The organism is Micromonospora sp. NBC_01638 (assembly GCF_045209745.1).
Classification (GTDB): Bacteria; Actinomycetota; Actinomycetes; order Mycobacteriales; family Micromonosporaceae; genus Micromonospora.
Genome location: NZ_CP109273.1, coordinates 6,141,486 through 6,158,294 on the forward strand (window position 1 = coordinate 6,141,486; position 16,809 = coordinate 6,158,294).

11 protein-coding genes are annotated in these 16,809 nt (G+C 69.3%); 4 read left to right on the top strand and 7 right to left on the bottom strand.

Translation table 11 applies throughout. The features are described from left to right. Positions 1-211 precede the first annotated feature (211 nt). On the bottom strand, positions 212-775 hold the full coding sequence (locus tag OG811_RS28800; protein ID WP_406070212.1) for a helix-turn-helix domain-containing protein: 564 nt from the start codon (positions 773-775) through the stop codon (positions 212-214). A 370-nt stretch (positions 776-1,145) separates the two neighbouring features. On the opposite strand from OG811_RS28800, the gene OG811_RS28805 reads away from it, so the two are divergent. Next, complete coding sequence (locus OG811_RS28805; RefSeq protein WP_406070214.1) at positions 1,146-2,225, top strand: hypothetical protein; 1,080 nt, start codon at positions 1,146-1,148, stop codon at positions 2,223-2,225. A 113-nt stretch (positions 2,226-2,338) separates the two neighbouring features. Here the strand turns inward: OG811_RS28805 and OG811_RS28810 are convergent, their stop codons facing one another. Beyond that, on the bottom strand, positions 2,339-3,748 hold the full coding sequence (locus tag OG811_RS28810; protein ID WP_406070215.1) for an IS1380 family transposase: 1,410 nt from the start codon (positions 3,746-3,748) through the stop codon (positions 2,339-2,341). A 476-nt stretch (positions 3,749-4,224) separates the two neighbouring features. Here OG811_RS28810 and OG811_RS28815 point away from each other — a divergent pair, with 476 nt between their 5' ends. Together OG811_RS28815 and OG811_RS28820 are read left to right on the top strand one after the other, a co-directional pair. After that, a complete protein-coding gene (locus OG811_RS28815) occupies positions 4,225-4,761 on the top strand; it encodes an NUDIX domain-containing protein (RefSeq protein ID WP_406070216.1) in 537 nt (178 codons plus the stop codon). Between the two features lie 71 nt (positions 4,762-4,832). After that, entirely contained in the window at positions 4,833-5,174 is a 342-nt protein-coding gene (locus OG811_RS28820; protein ID WP_406070218.1) for a hypothetical protein, read from the top strand. A 946-nt stretch (positions 5,175-6,120) separates the two neighbouring features. On the opposite strand, the gene OG811_RS28825 is transcribed toward OG811_RS28820, so the two are convergent. Continuing rightward, positions 6,121-8,508: a discoidin domain-containing protein gene (locus tag OG811_RS28825; protein WP_406070219.1), complete on the bottom strand. Its 2,388-nt coding sequence runs from the start codon at positions 8,506-8,508 to the stop codon at positions 6,121-6,123. 220 nt (positions 8,509-8,728) lie between these two features. After that, positions 8,729-10,603, bottom strand: a complete 1,875-nt coding sequence (locus tag OG811_RS28830) for an adenylyl cyclase (protein WP_406070221.1) — start codon at positions 10,601-10,603, stop codon at positions 8,729-8,731. A gap of 424 nt (positions 10,604-11,027) precedes the next feature. Here OG811_RS28830 and OG811_RS28835 point away from each other — a divergent pair, with 424 nt between their 5' ends. Beyond that, positions 11,028-14,069, top strand: coding sequence for a BTAD domain-containing putative transcriptional regulator (locus OG811_RS28835; protein WP_406070222.1), 3,042 nt, complete (start codon positions 11,028-11,030; stop codon positions 14,067-14,069). Positions 14,070-14,075: 6 nt separating this feature from the next. Here the strand turns inward: OG811_RS28835 and OG811_RS28840 are convergent, their stop codons facing one another. The 3 genes from OG811_RS28840 to OG811_RS28850 all read right to left on the bottom strand — a co-directional run bounded on the left by OG811_RS28840 (position 14,076) and on the right by OG811_RS28850 (position 16,796). Further along, positions 14,076-14,630: a dihydrofolate reductase family protein gene (locus tag OG811_RS28840; protein ID WP_406070224.1), complete on the bottom strand. Its 555-nt coding sequence runs from the start codon at positions 14,628-14,630 to the stop codon at positions 14,076-14,078. 75 nt (positions 14,631-14,705) lie between these two features. Further along, entirely contained in the window at positions 14,706-15,284 is a 579-nt protein-coding gene (locus OG811_RS28845; RefSeq protein WP_406070226.1) for a hypothetical protein, read from the bottom strand. 138 nt (positions 15,285-15,422) lie between these two features. After that, on the bottom strand, positions 15,423-16,796 hold the full coding sequence (locus OG811_RS28850; RefSeq protein ID WP_406070227.1) for a cellulase family glycosylhydrolase: 1,374 nt from the start codon (positions 16,794-16,796) through the stop codon (positions 15,423-15,425). Between the last annotated feature and the right edge of the window lie 13 nt (positions 16,797-16,809).

Consider the following 16,809-nt stretch of genomic DNA (forward strand, 5'->3'; position numbering starts at 1 on the left):
GTCCCGCCCACGGCCCACTCCCCCGCCGGTCGCTGCCGCGCAGGCGCACCCTCGCTTCGTTGATCATGATGTTGACGGGCGGTTTGATCTTCAATCGGCCCGTTAACCTCATGATCACGGGAGTGCGCTGGGGCGGGGATGATGCGGTTCGCCGCAGCTAGAGTCGCGGTTAGGGCTAGGCGGTCGCGGTTTGACGCGCGTAGCGCCTGGGCTACCGAGACAGCTGCTGTTGCCGCGAGGATCGGGTCGTCGGCGGCGGCGGACATCGCGCGGTCGGCGGCGAGCCAGGCGAGGTCGGCCTCGCCGAGCTTGACCAACAGCGACGAGGTGATCCGGTACGCCTGCACCAGAAGCTCCGTGTCTGCACGGCCTGGGCGGCGTCGAGCAGACCCGGCAACACCCTCACCAACTGTCCATAGTGCGCGTGCTGGTAGCTCAACCAGGCATACCCGACCTGCCTTCTCAACTCGTCCGTCTGCGACGGGCCCTGCGGGATGTCGTAGCGGGCGAGCGCGGCCCGAATGTCATCCACCCCGTCCAGCGGGCCCGTCGGGGTGCTGCACGGCTGGCCGAGCAGCACCTCCGGATCGACCCGCAGGACGTGAGCCAGCTCCTGGATCACCGAGTACCGGTCCAGGGAGCGCACGCCCCGCTCCACCTTGTCCACCCAACTCTTCGACCTACGCAGCCGGTCCGCGAGCATCTGCTGCGTCATCGACCGCCGCACCCGCCAGCGCGCCACGCGACGGCCGATCGGGAGGTCATCGCTGGTCACGCCGCCACCGCCGATCCGGGACCGCACGGGTCGTGTCCTCCACGGGCATGCGCTCCGCCTCGGCCTGAGCCAGGAGACGCTGTTTGGCAGCCTCCCGCTCGGCCGCCTCACTTTGCTCGCCTCTGCTCGTCGCCTCGTCGCCGTGCATGCCCACCTCCGTCAGCCGGCGCCGCCGCTAGGACTTCGTCGGCACCCAGGACTCCTGCAATCACCGAAGCCGGTTGCCGATCGACGGACCAGATGGCAAGCGATGCGTGCGATTGCGCTGCTCAGGACGTGGGTTGCGCAGGGTTGCGCAGGTCCCCATAGAATCGAGTCAACCCATAGGCTCGTCACTAGTTGTAGTTGACTGATGCCTGGAGGCGGAACCATGGCGCGACCGGTGACGAACTCGGCGTTCGAAGGGCTGCTGCTCGCCGCCGGTTACGGCAACGCCCACGCCGCCTTCGCTCGCCAGCTCAATCACGGCGGCCGCGACCAGGGCACCTGGCGGTACGACGCTGCCAGCGTCTACTGGTGGTTACGCGGTCGCCGGCCAGGCGAGCACGTCCAGGCCGCCATGGCCGAAACATTTGCCCGCAAGCTCGGTCGCTCGGTCGCCCCTACGGAGCTGGGCTTCGGCACGGACGACAGCATCGGAATGTGTGTCTACCCTGCGTCCGTCGATGGTGCGATCGATACCGCCGAGCAGATCTGGACGAGGCTCGCCAAGCACCTCAACCCACAGGTCAGCGGGGCGTTCGACAGCGGGAAAGCACTACAGGCGGCACTCGGTTGGCGGTATGACCTGCGCGACGAGACGATCAGCAGGAGCGGCCGACAGCAAGTCTCCCCCACCGACGTTCAGTCGCTGTACGCGCTGGCGGACCACTTCACCGCTCTCGACCGACGACACGGCAGCGGCTCTCCGCGCACCCGTGCCGTCATGGCCGACTTCCTCGTACGCCAGGTCACCCTCATGCTGCACGGCACCTACACCGAAGCCGTGGGACGCGACCTCCTGCGCGCAGCCGCGACACTATGCGGACAACTCGCCTTCATGTCATACGACGCCGGCGACCATGCCACTGCCCAACAACACGTGACCGTCGCCTTGCGGCTCGCCAAGGCTGCCGATGACCGCCTATACGGCGCTCACCTGCTGGCCAACCTCGCTACCCAGGCCGTGCACCTGGGCCACTCCCGGGACGCGGCCCGGCTCGCCGAAGCGGCCATCGACGGGGCAGGGCGTGTGCCGACCGCCGTGCTCGCTCGGCTGCACGCCACCGCCGCCACCGCATACGGGCAGTCAGGCGAGCGGCGTGGCTGCCAACTCGCGCTCGCCAGAGCCGAGCGTGCTCTCGACCGCACAGGCGCAGTCCCCGGCCCACGCTGGGTCACCTACTTCAGCCCAGCCCACCTCGCTGGAGCCGCACTAACCTCGGTCTTTCACTTGGACGTCAGCCGATAGCCGGGATTCGATGAGTTCGATTCGCGTGGTTGATGGCGTTTTGTTGGTATGCCAAGAGTCCGGCGCGAGGCCGGGTTCCTCCGTGCTGCTGGTCGAGGCGTGAGTTGTAAGGGTCAGCCGGTGGGCCGGGGCAACGCCATAAGCTTGCTGAATGCGCTGGTCAGGGCATCGGTCCAGGGCCAGTTCGCGGCGATAGCGACCCGGGTCCGCCGAGCGGTGCGGGTGATCCGGGCAGCGACGTGCAGCAGCCGGTAGCGCAGCTTCTTCGGTTCGGCGGTGGCCAGATCGCCGTCCAGTAGCAGAGCCTGGGTCCAGGCGAGCAGGTCGATGCCGGTCAGCGCGAGTTGGAGCCAGGCCTGGTTGATCGCGAAGATCCGGGACGGGAACCGGCCGAAGCCGGTGTTCTTGCCGGTGCGGATGCGGTCTTCGACGCGGGCGTGTGCCCGATGCCGGGCCTCCAGGTGCTGGATACTCCCGGTGCCGGGCGGGGTGTCGGTGGCCACGACCTGGTGCCGCCAGCCTTCGATGGTGTCGAACAAGCTCAGTTGGGCGCCGGGGTGCGGGCGTTCCCGGCGGACCAGGAACCGGGTGCCTTCAGGCCAGCCTGCGGCGTCGAACAGGCCGGTGATCTCGCAGACCTCGGCATGTTCACGCAGGTCACCACTGGTATCAACGGCGGGGACCCAGCCGGTCGCGGCCCGGATCGCAGCCCTGACTGGTTCGGTGATCGCGGCACCGACACTGAATCGGATGTCGAGGTGGTGTTCGCGTAAGGACCTGATGTGGGCGAGGAAGCCGTGACTGGAGCCGGCCGAATCGGCGCGGAGCAGGATCGGGGTGCCGTGCCGCTGAGCGTCGGGGATCTGGGCGAGGGCTTGGTCGAGGACGGTGATGTGGTCGGTGGTGGTGTTCGAGCCGGCCCGGCCCTCGCGCAGCAGGCCGGCGAGGGCTTCGCCGGTGTTGTCCAGGAAACACAGCAGCGGATGGAAGCCGAAGGTCTTCTTCCACGTGCGGGTGGCCGATTCCTTGTCGGAGTGGCAGATCACGATGGTCGCGTCGATGTCGAGGACCAGGCCGTCGACCGGTTGGCCGGCGACTGTCGGTTGTGGCAGGTCGCCGCGGGTGTCGGCGTGCTGGGCCCAGGCGATCTCGCGGGCATGAGCTCGGGCGGCCCGCAGCTCGGCCAGCATCGTGGCGTCGAGCTGCGATAACAGTCGCCACGCGGTCGGGTCGGACGCGATCGGCCCGAACAGGGCCGCCTGGTCACGCAGTACCGCCAGATCGGCGATGGCCTCGCCCCCGTCAGCGAGCATCACGGCGAGGTCGACCGCGATCCGGCCCGGGTCGTGCCCGCGCTGCCGCTGCCGCTGCCGCTGCCGTAGCCCGGCCAACGCTTGGCTGAATGCGCTGGTCAAACCAGTCACGTCAGCGAGATCGGCGATCAGCCGGGCACCGGCGTGACCGACCACGCCCCGCCCGTCCCCGGTCACCGTGATCTTCGGACGTGTTGCGGTAGCCTTCACCCAGCAAGTGCCTTCCGTGACGGGTTAACAGGACTCTCGACAAGCCCTATTTTCCCTGATCAGAAGGCACTTCTGCGTTTCCGGCCCACTCCTTGGACAACCCTTAACGAAGGGCCGAGGCTAAGGTGCCTGGGCGACCTACAGCTATTTTCGCAGGCCCTTGACCACGCTCCCGACGCCCTTACCCTCGCCAGCGAGAACACCCGGACGCGTGCCCTGCACACCCCTCTCGTCGCCGTGACTCATGCCCGCGCTGGGGACACCGACGCCGCTTGCGACTGGGGTCGGAAGTTGGCACAGCACGCTTCGGGCATCCATTCGGCGCGTGTTCAACAGCGCGTCCGCGAACTGACTGCAACGCTCAGCCCGCAGCAGGCGTCGCCCCAGGTCAACGAGGTCCTGCATAGCCTCGCGACCATACCGACAGCCGCGTAGCGCGAGAGCCCCGCCTGGACCCGTCCGCTAGCGTCACCGAGGTGACCTGGACGGAGCCCGCCACGTGGTACGCCAACCTGGCCTCCTTCTACGCCGCCGCCGCGGCCTTCATCACCGACCCGGCTGGCAACGTGCTGCTCGTCAAGCCCACGTACCGTGACCACTGGGCCTTCCCTGGCGGCTATGTCGACGAGGGCGAATACCCACATGGCGCTTGCGCCCGTGAGATCCGCGAGGAGTTGGGGATCTCTGTGGTGGTGGGGGGCCTTCTCTTAGTGGATTGGGCGCCGCCTGCCGGGCAGCGGCCACGCGCGATAGTCAGCTTCACGTTCGATTGCGGGTCCATCGCCAACCTCGACGGTCTCGTCCTGCCAGGACAGGAGTTGGAGGACGTCGCTTTCTTCTCGCCCCAAGACGCCGCGCAGCGTCTTCCCGACAACGTCGCCACACGAGTTCGTGCCGCGACGAGCGCGCGTGACCTACACGCTCCGCTGTATCTTGCTGGCGGCTCGGTCGTTCCAATGTCATCCGCTGATGAAGCAGAACACGAGGCAGGGCCTCGGCCGCAGACTGCGTGAACACAATTCGTCGCACAGGTCGACTCGTCCGTCGCCCACCAACTCAGCTTAGAGGAGCTAACATTCATCAGATGGGAGTCAATGTTGAGCTGCGTCGGCAGGGTGCGGCGCCACGCCGCGGCCGTGTGCCGACAACCACAGTCGATATCGTCATTGACGCACATGATGTCTTCGTCGCACTACTCAACAAGTACTACAAATCAGGCCAGAACCCAACCCTCGACAGGATCGACCCGTATGCCAGCACCACCCTGCACGGCGCTGACATCCGGAAGCTCATTAAAGAGCTGTCAGTTATCACTCATAGTGCTGTCTCCGACGCCGAGAAGCACCAGCTAACCCGCATCACGGCGCTGGCGGAGAAGTGCTCAGCGCAGGGGCAGGACCATCAACTGCACTTTGTTGGAGACTGATCAGGTTCGGTGGACTTACCGGGTGATCAGGGCGTGAGAGTGATGGCCGGCACCGGGCAGGGCTCGGCAAGGGGTGCCGGTGGGCACCCCTTGCCGGCTTAATCAGCGAGGGAAAGCGGTTACGACCCCTGCCGCCTCTGAGCTCAGAGACCTGATCAAGGATTTGAGCTGGTTCTTGTTCAGGTGTCGGTGGGCTCGCCGCTTGACGAAGTTACACGTGTTCTGTGCCCCCTGCGCGCCCCACGGCCCGGCACGGCGTGGTTAGCTGCCGGCAGCCAAGCGAGGCTATTGACATGACCTAGACCGAAGAGAGTTGATATCGCATGGGAGACGGCCGAAGTCGCGGGTTTTCCGATGCGAATGGAGTGGGTTGCGACAGGAGAACCGGATACTCTAGTTGTTTGCACACGGATCCGCCGCTTGGCCCTCTGTCAATGGGTTATACCTCCTAACCCACGAAGGCAAAGTGCGCCAACGATACCTACTTGATCGCAATGAATCCGATACGGCTGACAGTTTGCCAGGGTTCCGCGCTTTTGCTGTGCGGGACATAAGCGGCGATGGAGTACCCGCAGTCGTGGCTGTGGCGGACGATTCTAACCTCTACATGTGGAGACCGAATTGGTCCTGACCGGCTGCCACACCGAGGTTCGTTACCTCCTTCTTGTGAACGAGCTGGCGGCGACGCGATGCCGTGGTGGGGATGCGGCGCGTGCACCCAGGACAGGCCCCGGATGCTCCTGTAGAAGCAAACAGTGAGGGCGACGAACTCGGCGCGTAGGTCGGCGTAGGTGGAGGTAGGCGCGGGCTCTCTGGTCGGAGAGTATGGGGATAGGCCGGGGCTGGCCAGGGCCAGGATGACGTGGACCTTGGCGAGGTGCGGCTTGCGTCCGCTCGATGCAATGGGCGACCGCCGGTCGGCGTCCGGCGGCCGCCCCACGCTCGGTCAGCTGGCGTAAACCTCCAGCGTCGACAGTTGCCCGGCCGGCCAGCCGGTGTTGCCGGTGACGGTGATCCGCACGTAGCGCGTCTGCACGGCGGTGAACGTCAGCGTCACCTGGTTGCCGCTGGCCGGGTCGAAGGTCCGCCCCGCCGAACCAACAAGCGTGCCGAAGCTCCCTCCGTCGACACTGCCCTGCACGGAGAGGGTCTGCGTCCGGCTGCCCCAGGCGGTGGCCGGGGGCAGCTTCAGCACCACCCGCCCGACTGTGCGCGTCGCCCCCAGGTCGACCTGGACCCACTGCGGGAACGCGCTGTTGGCGCTCTCCCAGTAGCTGTTCGGGTCCCCGTCGACCACGTTGCCGGACGCGTAGCTCTGGACGTGGCTGCTCTCGCTGGTGGGTCGACCCCGGGCGAGATCCGCGTTGGTCGCGGCGTCCGTGGTGACCGTGACCGCGTTGGACGCGCTGGAGGTGTTGCCGGCGGCGTCGCGGGCGGTGACGGTGAAGGTGTACGCGGTGGACGGGCTGAGCCCGCTCACGGTCGCCGTGGTGCCGGTGACGGTGGTGACGACCGTTCCGCCCTGGCGTACCTGGTAACCGGTCACTCCGGTGTCGTCGGTGGAGGCCGTCCAGGACAGGGACACGCTTGTCGACGTCTTGCCGGTCACCGTGAGGCCGCTCGGCGCGGTCGGCGGGTTGTCCGGGACGGTGCTCCCGGCGTACACCTCGACCTGGGCGAGTTGGGCGGCCGGCCAGCCGGTGTTGCCGCCGACGCTGAGGCGGACGTAGCGGGCCGTGGTGGTCGGCAGCGTGCGGGTGACGGTGTTGCCGGTGGCCGGGTCGAAGGCGAAGCCGGCGGCCGGGCTGATGGTGCTGAAGCTGCTGCCGTCGACGCTGCCCTGCACGGTGATGGTCTGGGTACGCGCGCCCCAGCCGGTGGGCAGCCGCACCACGAGCCGGTTGACCTGGTGGCTGGCGCCGAGGTCGACCTGCCACCAGTGCGGGAACGCGCCGCCGCCGCTCTCCCAGTAGCTGCCGACGTTCGAGTCCACCGCGTTGCCCGACGGGAAATTGCCGCCCTGGCTGCTGGCCGAGGTGGGTCGGCCGGCGGCCAGGTTACCGCCGGTCGGTGGCGGGGTGCCGACCATCGGCGGCGTCGGACGCACCGCGGTGAGGGCGAGCTGCCCCTTGAGCATCCGGCCGCCGTCGGCGGTGATCCGCAGGTAGTAGTCGGAGGAGCAGGCCACGCCGTCCTCGTCCAGCGCCCGGATGTTCGCCCCGGTCGGGGTGGTGGCCTGGGTCTCGGACGTCTTGGCGATCTGGTTGCCCTCGTTGTACTCGTCGAACATGGACACGTACAGGCCCTGGGAGCCGAGCCGGACCATGTTGTAGATGTGCCGCCAGTAGAAGTCGCCGTGCTTGCGGTGCCCCCCGGCGAGGTCGCCGGGCATCACGCAGGGCAGGTAGTCGATGCCGCGCGCCGCGCAGTCGGCCATGTCACCGACGTTGACGTTGTTGTAGTAGGAGTCCAGCTCCTCCACGGTCCTGGCCCGGTAGACCATCCACGGCGAGATCGCGTGGAAGGCGTGGTAGACGTCGAGGAAGCCGGGGCGGGAGTCCTCGATGCCCTGCCGCCACCAGGTGGGCACGCCACCGATGACGTAGCAGCCCTGCGCCTTGAACCAGTTGATGACCTCCAGGCAGGGCGCCGGTGCGAAGGGCCGACTGGGTTCGCTGAAGCCGAAGCCCCAGATGCAGACGACTGGCTTGCCGTTCTGCCGGGCGTACGCGCTGGACGCGGTGTGCGCGGCCATCTTCGTCGTCCAGTCGGTCTTGATGTCCGACTGGAACGTCAACCAGTCGGTGACGTCGTACATGATGTAGAACTTGCGGCCGTAGCGCTCAGCGGCGGAGCGGACCTTCTGCGTCATCGCGTCGCGGGTCGGGCCCTCGTCGCCCATCGGGTTGAACCGTTGCAGCGCGGCGGTGTCGCAGCCATACTCCTGCATCCACCGGAAGTGGGTGTCCACCGTCTGCTGGTCGTACGAGGAGAACAGGGTGGCCGGCGAGCCGTTGCCCAGGTTGGGGTACGCGGTGGAATAGCTGCGCGTGTACTCGCGCATGTCCGGCCAGGACACGATCGTGGTGTTGGCGGGCGAGGGCGGCTGGAACCGGTCGCGGCTCCAGTGCCACCAGCCACCGATCGGTGCCGAGTCGCCGGGGGCGCTGAACCAGCCCTGGTAGCCGACCGTCACCTTGCCGACCACGTCCCCGGGTGGACTGGCGGCGGAGGCGGGGCTGGACAAGGTGGTGAGCAGTTCGGTGGTGGAGGCGGCGGCGAGGGCGGACCCCGCCAGCACCGATGTGACGAACCTGCGGCGGGAGACCGCCATGACGACCACTCCTTCGGGACGGAAGGCATTGACGGTCATCGTGGCAGCAGCGGATGCTGACCCGCAAGAGTTAGACTGATCGATGAAATTTACGGTCAGAGTGCCGGAAGGACGTGAGCGGGCTCGATCTGCCGATCGCGCCGGCCGGCCGGCCGACTGCACGACGACGAGGGGTCGGAGCCTCGTCGGCTCCGACCCCTCGTTCAGTACGCCCGATCCGTCAGGAAGTCGGGTACCGCGTTACGTAGATCGGCGCCCCGATCTTGGTCATGTCAGCCGCGTCGCCCACCCCGTTGACCACATGGTCGATCGTGCCGGCGCTGAGATTCACGGTCATGATGTGGTGCAGCTGCACGCCCGGCCTGTTCGGGACCTCGAAGCCGTTCTCGGTGTGGATCGACGGGTTGTTCTGGTTGAAGACGTACACCCCGCCGCCGTACAGGGTGTGGTGACGCACCCGGTCACCGACCTTGTATCCGGCCCAGCCCTCGACCGTGCCGTTCATCCAGTCGGCCTGCGTCGGCGGGTCGTACGGCAGCTCGTTCTGATACAGGATCGTGGTGCCGTGCTCGCCGTTCCAGACGGTGTTGTAGCGCTGGAAGTGCTCGACGAACAGGCCGGTCGCGGTCACGTGGTCGCCGTTGATGACGGCGCCGTAGCGACCGGTGTTGGTGCGCCAGCGGTCGGTGTCACCGTTGACGCCCTGGGTGAAGCCCTCGACGCCGTGGTCGCCGCGCCACACCCAGGTGTGGTCGATGAGCACATTGTCGCTGTTGACCTCCAGCGCGGTGTTCGTCCGGCCGATGTGCGGGCCGCCGACGCGGAAGTACACGTCGGACAGCGTGGTCGGGTTGTGCGGGCTGCTGTCGTTGCGGCCGTGCTGCCGCCCCACCCGCAGCAGGACCGGCGACTCGACGAGGCCGGCGTCGATCGTGACACCGGCGACGATCACACCGGGGACACCGGCGACGTCCAGCGGGATCGCGCCGTTCACCGCGGTGAGCGTGGCGTGCCCGATGCCGAGCACCACGGTGTTGGGACGCCGCACCTCGATGCTCCGGGCGATGTCGTACGTGCCGGGGGTGAGCAGCAGGTGCTTTCCGCGCGCGAGTTGACTGTTGATGACGCGCACCGAGTCGGACGGCTTGGCGATGAAGAAGTCGCCGATCCCGATGGTCCGTCCCGGCGTCAGGCCGTCGGCCCAGGAGACGCCCCGGCTGTCGCGCTGCGCTGCGGGCACCCGCACGTTGTAGCGACCCTTGCCGTCGACGAACAGGTACGGCTTCTCCCGGCTCAGCGGCGTGGTCTCCAGCGTGGTGTACGGCGGGTCCGGGAACGTGGCGTCGTCCGGCGCGCCCTCGACCCCCGCGAAGACCTGGTTCCACACCGCGTTGGACCAGCCGCCGACCTCGCTGTTGCGGGTCAACCACTGCTGCTGTGAGCCGTTCGTGGTGGCCGGCAGACGTGAGTCGGCGATGAAGCCTCCGCTGGCATACTGCGGGCCGGCCGTGCAGTAGTCCATCAGCGACAGACCACCGCCGCCGATGTTCAGTCGGCGCATCGACACCGCCTGGGACACCGCCCAGAAGTTCGCCGACGACCGGCAGCTGTCCTGGCCCGCCGCGTTGATGGTGAGCGACAGGTTGGACAGGGTGCGCCAGAAGTTGACCAGCGCGAGGCAGTTGCCGGTGCCGCCGTCGGCGAGGCAGCGGTTGTAGACCTCCAGCTTGCCGTTGACGGTGACGTCGGTGGGTGCGGCGCCCAGGCCGGACACCTCGGTGTAGTAGCCGACCTTGGCCTGCAACGGCTGCTCGGTCGTGCCGTACGTGCCTGGCTTGAACAGGTAGGCGTGCCGCTCGGTGCCCATCTCGTTGTCGACCTGCCGGGCGTGCGCCGCATCGAGCGTCTGCTGGATCTCGGCGACCGGGGTGCTCGGGTCGAAGATCGTCACGTTGGGGCCGAAGTCGGGTGCGCCGCCCGTCGGGCGGCCGGCGGTGGCGGCGGTGCTGGTCATCGTGACGGAGCTGGTCAACACCAGAGCGACAAGGAGGGTACGACCGGATCTCCGGCGTACGCCTCGGGACGGGACTGTCATGTGGTTCGTCCTCTCCGCTGGCCGGGGCGTACTCCCGGGCACAGCTGGGGCGGTGAGAGCGCTCTCTTGCCCCTGCGCCCGGAGGTTGGGCCGGAACGAAGGGTTGACATGTTTCTACCCGTTAAATCGGCCGCACGCTACGCGCGCCGCACCGCGAATGTTGGCGGGACCAGGCGCTCGCGGTACGACGACCACCGTCCCCGAAAGCCCGACTCCAGCCCCTCGCCCGGGCCCTCGGGTCCCGGGTCGGTCCAGCGATCTTGCAGATTCGGTCGCCGGGGATGCCCACCCCTGCTCCGACACCAGGCGCGTCCCTGCGTCCACGCGGCCGAGCTACCGCTGCGCGGATCACCTCACCCGACACACGCCGATCCACCGTGGGTGCCGTTCTCCGTGCAGCTCGGGTCGCCTTCCCGCCGTTAGGATGACCGCCGTGCAGTTCGGGGTGCTCGGGCCGCTCGCCGTGACCACGGACGCCGGCGAGCCGGTGGTGGTGCCCGGCACCAAGGTACGGGCGTTGCTGGCCGACCTGCTGGCCAACCGCAACCGGGTGGTCTCAGCGGACCGCCTCATCGACGACCTGTGGGGCGAGGACGCCCCCGCCAACCCCGCCGGTGCCCTGCAGGTGCGGGTGTCCCAGTTGCGTAAGGCGCTCAACGACGCCGAGCCGGGTGCCCGCGATCTGGTGGAGTCCCACCCACCCGGCTATCTCCTACGGGTCGACGCGGTCGATGCCGCCCGGTTCGACGAGCTGGCCTGCTGCACGGACGTCGAGCGGCTGACCGAGGCCCTCGCGTTGTGGCGCGGCGAGGCGTACGCCGACGTGGCTGACGCCGAATTCGTGCGTCCGGAGGCGACCCGCCTCGCCGAGCAGCGCCTCGCCGTGCACGAGCGGCTCGCCGAGGCCCGGCTGGCCCGGGGTGAGCATGACCTGGTCGCCGCTGACCTGGCCGAACTGGTCGCCCGGCATCCGCTGCGCGAGGGCCTGCGGGCAGTGCAGTTACGCGCCCTGTACGCGGCCGGCCGCCAGTCCGAGGCGCTGGACAGCTACGCCCAGCTGCGTGACCGGCTCGCCGAGGAGCTGGGCCTCGACCCCGGCCCGGAGCTGGTCGCCCTGCACCGCCGGATCCTCGAACAGGACGCCGGTCTGAGCGCGCCCCCCAGAGCCGCGATCGTCCGCACCGGGCTGCCTGCGCCGCTCGACGAACTTGTCGGGCGAGCCGAGGCGCTGGCCGAGCTGCGGGCTCTGCTGCCCCGGCAGCGGCTGGTCACGCTGGTCGGGCCGGGTGGCGTCGGCAAGACCCGACTGGCCATCGAGGCTGCCCGTACGCAATCCTTCCCGGACGGCGTCCAGCTGGTCGAGCTGGCCCCGCTGCCGGCCGGCGACGCACTCGTCGCCGAGCAGGTCCTCGGCGCGCTGGGCACCTACGAGGCCGCCGGCACGAGTCTGTCCCCCGTCGACCGGGTGGTCACGGCCCTGCGGCACCGACATCTGCTGCTCGTGCTCGACAACTGCGAACACGTCGTCGCACCGGTCGCCGAGCTGGTCGCCCGGCTGCTGCGCGACGTGCCCGGGGTACGCGTGCTGGCCACCAGCAGGGAGCCCCTCGGGCTGACCGGCGAGCTGCTCTGGGAGGTACCCCCACTGCCGGTGCCGGACGACGGTGACCTGGATGCGGTCCGGCGCTCGGCGGCGGCTCAGCTGTTCGCCGCCCGCGCTGCCGCGCAGCAGCGCGGTTTTTGCCTCGACGCGCGGACCGCGGCGGCGGTCGCCCAGCTCTGCCGCCGCCTCGACGGCCTGCCGCTGGCGCTGGAGCTGGCCGCGACCCGGGTCCGGGCGCTGGGCGTGCGGGGGGTGGTGGACCGGCTCGACGACCGGTTCCGGCTGCTCACCACCGCGCAGCGGGATGTGCCACCCCGACAGCGGACGCTGACCGCGGTGATCGGCTGGAGCTGGGACCTCCTGGACGAGGCCGACCGGCTAGTGCTCGCCCGACTGGCGGTGTTCCGGGACGGCTGCACCCCGGAGGCCGCCGAGCACGTCTGCCGGACCGATCTGGACACCCTCGCTCGGCTGGTGGACCGGTCGCTGGTGGTGCTCGACGACTCCGGCGCCGACCCGCGCTACCGGCTGCTCGAATCGGTCGCCGCCTTCTGCCTGAACCGCCTGACCGACGCAGACGAGGTGCGCGCACGGCACGCCGCCTACTACACGGAGTTGGCCGAGAGCGCCGACCCAGGGTTACGCGGGACCGACCAGCAGCGGTGGCTGGCACGACTGGACGCCGAGACGGCGAACCTGCGATCGGCGCTCGTCCACGGTGGCGGGCTGCGGTTGGCGGTCGCACTGAGCTGGTACTGGTATCTGCGCGGCCGGCTCACCGAGGCACGGCGCGCCCTGGCGGTGCGTGGTGACCCGGCGCAGGAGTCCCGCGCGGCAGCCTGGCGGGTCGGCTTCGCGCTCCTGCAGGGCGCCGTGATCGCGCCAGCGGACGTACGCGACGCGGTGACCGGTGACCCGGACGGCCGCGCCGCCTGGTTCGCGGCCAACGCGGTGATCGACCACAGCGATCTGGTCCTGGCGTCGGAGCTGCTGCCCACCGTCGTTGACGACCCGTGGACCGAGGCCGCGGTGCTCGCCTCCCGGGCCAAGATCGCGCATGCCAACGGTGACCAGGCCACGCTGGAGCGCACCGCGACCCGCAGCGCGGCGCTGTTCGCGAGCATCGGCGACCGGTGGGGCCGACTGCAGGCAACCGAGTGGGTGGGTGGGCTGGCCGACATGCGCGGCGAACACGAGCGCGCCGCCGCCCTGCACCGGGAGGGGCTGCGCTGGGCCGAGGAGCTGGCGCTGTGGCCGCAGGTCTGCAGCAGGCTGTCCTGGCTGGCCTGGCTCGCGGTGCAGACCCGCGACTACACGCAGGCGCGGGAGTTGGCCGAGCGCGCGTACCTGCTGGCGGTGCAGCAGGACGCACCTGGCGCGCTGGTCTTCGCGGAGATGAACCTCGGACTGGCCGCCCGCCGCGACGGCAAGCTCGATGTGGCCGTCGCCCACCTCACCCGACTCGCCGAACAGGGCCGCGCCGAGACCCGACCTGCGCTCTACCTGCCGATGATCCTGGTCGAGCTGGGCCACGCGGTCGAGCAGGGCGGCGACCCGGACGCCGCGCTGGCCCTGCACATCGAGGCGTTCGAGGTGGCCGAGGCGATGGCGACGCCGCGGGACGCGATCAACCCGCTGGAGGGGATGGCGTCGGCGGTGCGCTCCCCCGAGGTCGCCGCCCGCCTGCTGGGCGCCGCGGCCGCCGCTCGGCTCGCCGCGCAGGCCCCGGCCGCCCCGGCGGAACGCGACGACACCGACCGGGTCACCGCGCGCCTGCGGGCCGCCCTTGGGCCGCAGCGCTTCGACGCGCTCGTCGCCGAGGGCGCGAAGCTGAGCCCGCGCGAGGCCCGGGCCCAGCTCTGACCGCCGTCAGGCGGTCACCTTCGGCCGGTACGAGGCGACGACCACGCCGCTTTTGTGCACCCGGGTGTCGATCAGGTCGAACGACGCCTTGAAGTCGTTCAGCGGCACCGTCAGGCTGGCGGCGCCCTCCAGCACGGGGTGGATCCAGAACCGGACCTCGTCCACCAGGCCCGCCCGGATCAGCTGCGCGGTGACCGAGCCGAAGCCGTACTGGATGATGTTCCTGCCCTCCTGGGCCTTGAGCGCCGTGACCGCCTCGACCAGGTCACCCTGGAGCACCTCTGTGTTGTTCCAGGTGGGGCTGGTCAGGGTGGTCGACGCGACGTACTTCTTGACGTTGTTGAAGTACGCGGCGCCCGTGTTCGGGTCGCTCTCGTCCTGCTGTGGCCAGGCGACCGACATGCCGTCGTAGGTGGCTCGGCCCATCAGCATCGCGTCCGCCTCGTCGGTCTGCGCACCGGCGAGGCTGGCGGCTTCCTCGTCGAAGTACGGCGACGTCCACATGGGGTTCTCGATGACGCCGTCGAGGGTGATGTAGGTCGAGTTGATGAGCTTGCGCATCGGATCTCTCCTGGCTGTCCGGTCGTGCTCTCCGGTGACACCCAGAACTCTGCCGACTCCTGCTTACGATTCGCTTCAGACGCCCTTACCCGCGTCCTTACCCGCGCCCTTACCCGCGCCCGGGACCGGGTCGGTGAGCGGGATGGGCAGCGCCTGCGTGGCCACCGTGCCACCGCCGGTCGAATGCGCCGGCGCGGGGCGCTCTCCGGTGCGGCTGTGCAGCCGTCCGCGCCCCGGAGGCCCGGCACGCCGGGTCACCTCCACGGTCACCATCCGCACCGGCGGTGGCGGGGCGGTGAAACGCCCGACGCCCCACCGCACCCAGATCGGGATCCGACCGGCGTCCGCCTCGGCGCGCAACTTCTGCACCGTACGGCCCCGGTCGGTGTGGTCGACCTCCACGACGACCGGCGGGCCGTCCGGGCGGGCACACGCCACGTCGATCACCGAGTGCCGCTGCTCCAGCGGCGGTGGCAACGGCAACACGCTGGGCGCGCGCCGGTAGACCCGCCAACCCTGGGCCTCGGCCCACCGCACCACCGAGTCGATGATTCGTGCGGTTACCTCATCGGTGTCCAGGTCGACGAAGGTCAGCTCGGCCAGCCAGCCCACCAGGTCCGCGGCCAACCGCTCGCCCTGCGCCGTGACCTCCACCGGCGCAGGATATCGCCTCAGCAGACGGTGGTCACGGTGTCCAGGTGCGGGGCCGGTGATGTCGGGGTGTCCCACCGGCCTGGACACCCCGACATCGCCGATCTGGAGTCGATCACGGCACGGATCGGCCGCTCCGGATCACCTCATGTTCGTCACCACGAACGGCGCGTGGCCGTGCAGGTAGTTGTTCCACCCGCCGGTCACCGGCGCGCCGGGGCTGAGCAGGTTGGTGGTGTCGGTGCCGACGTCGAGTTTCCACGCCGTCCAGGAGATGCCGTTCGCCTTCATCCAGTCGATCCAGGACTGCGCCTCCGGCAGGCAGGACCGGCCGTCGAGGCCACCGTCGGCGTGGCTGGCGCCCCACTCCGTGACGAACAGCGCCAGACCCGCGCGGATCGCCGCGTCGCCCTTGGCGCGCAGCGACGCCCCGTGCGTGCACGAGTAGAAGTGCAGCGTGTACATCAGGTTGGTGCCGGTGACCGGGCTGGCCGCCGCGGCGTCCACGTCCTGCGACCAGGTCGGGGTGCCGAGCACCACGATGTTGTCCGGGTCGGCGGCGCGGATCGCGGACACCACCGCCTGGTGGTACGGCTTGATGACGCTGGTCCAGCTGACCTGCAACGGCTCGTTGTAGGGCTCCCAGATGACGTTCGGCAGGTTGCCGTAACGGCGGGCCAGGTCACCGAAGAACGCCACCGCCTGGGACTGGTTGTTCTGTGCCTCGTGCGCGTGCCAGTCGACGATCACGTACACCCCGGCGGTGACCGCGTTGTTGATGATGGTCTCCACCTGCGTCCGCGCCTTGACCGGGTCACTGAGGTACGCGCCGGCCGGTTCCACGCCCATGGCCGCGCGGATCACCTGGAGGTTCCAGTTGTCCCGCATCCAGGTCAGCGCGGAGAGATTCTCGGCGTACGGGGCGGTCTCCCAGTTGAGCCACATGCTGCTGATGCCGCGCAGCTGCACCCGCGAGCCGTTCTTGTCGCACATCGCGGTGCCGCAAACGCGTAGCTGCCCGTACCGCTCGACCGGGGTGCCGGTGGTCGGCGGCGGCACGGTCGGGGTTGGCGTCGAAGTGGTGGGGGTTGGCCTCGGAGTGGTCGGCGTGGGCGTCGGGGGCGGGCCGCCCGCACAGGACGCGCCGTTGACGGTGCAGTTGACCGGGGTGCCGGAGCCGTTGACGAGGAAGCCGAACGAGGTCGACGCGCCGGCGGCAAGTGTCCCGTTCCAGGACACGTTGGTGAAGGTGTAGTGGCTGCCGGAGGTCGTCTGCTGCGCGTTCCACGACTGGCTGACACTTGACCCGGACGGCAGGTCGAACTCGACCCGCCAACTGGTGATCTGTCCGGAGGTGTTGTTGGTGACGGTGACCTGTCCCTGATAGCCACTGCCCCAGTTGTTCGTCACGGAGAACACGGCGGTCGCCGCGCTGGCCGGTGTGGCGACCATCGCCACCCCACCGGCGAGCAGGCCGGCGACGGCCAGAGTCGTGACAAATCTCAGTTTGCGCATGCTGAACCCGCTT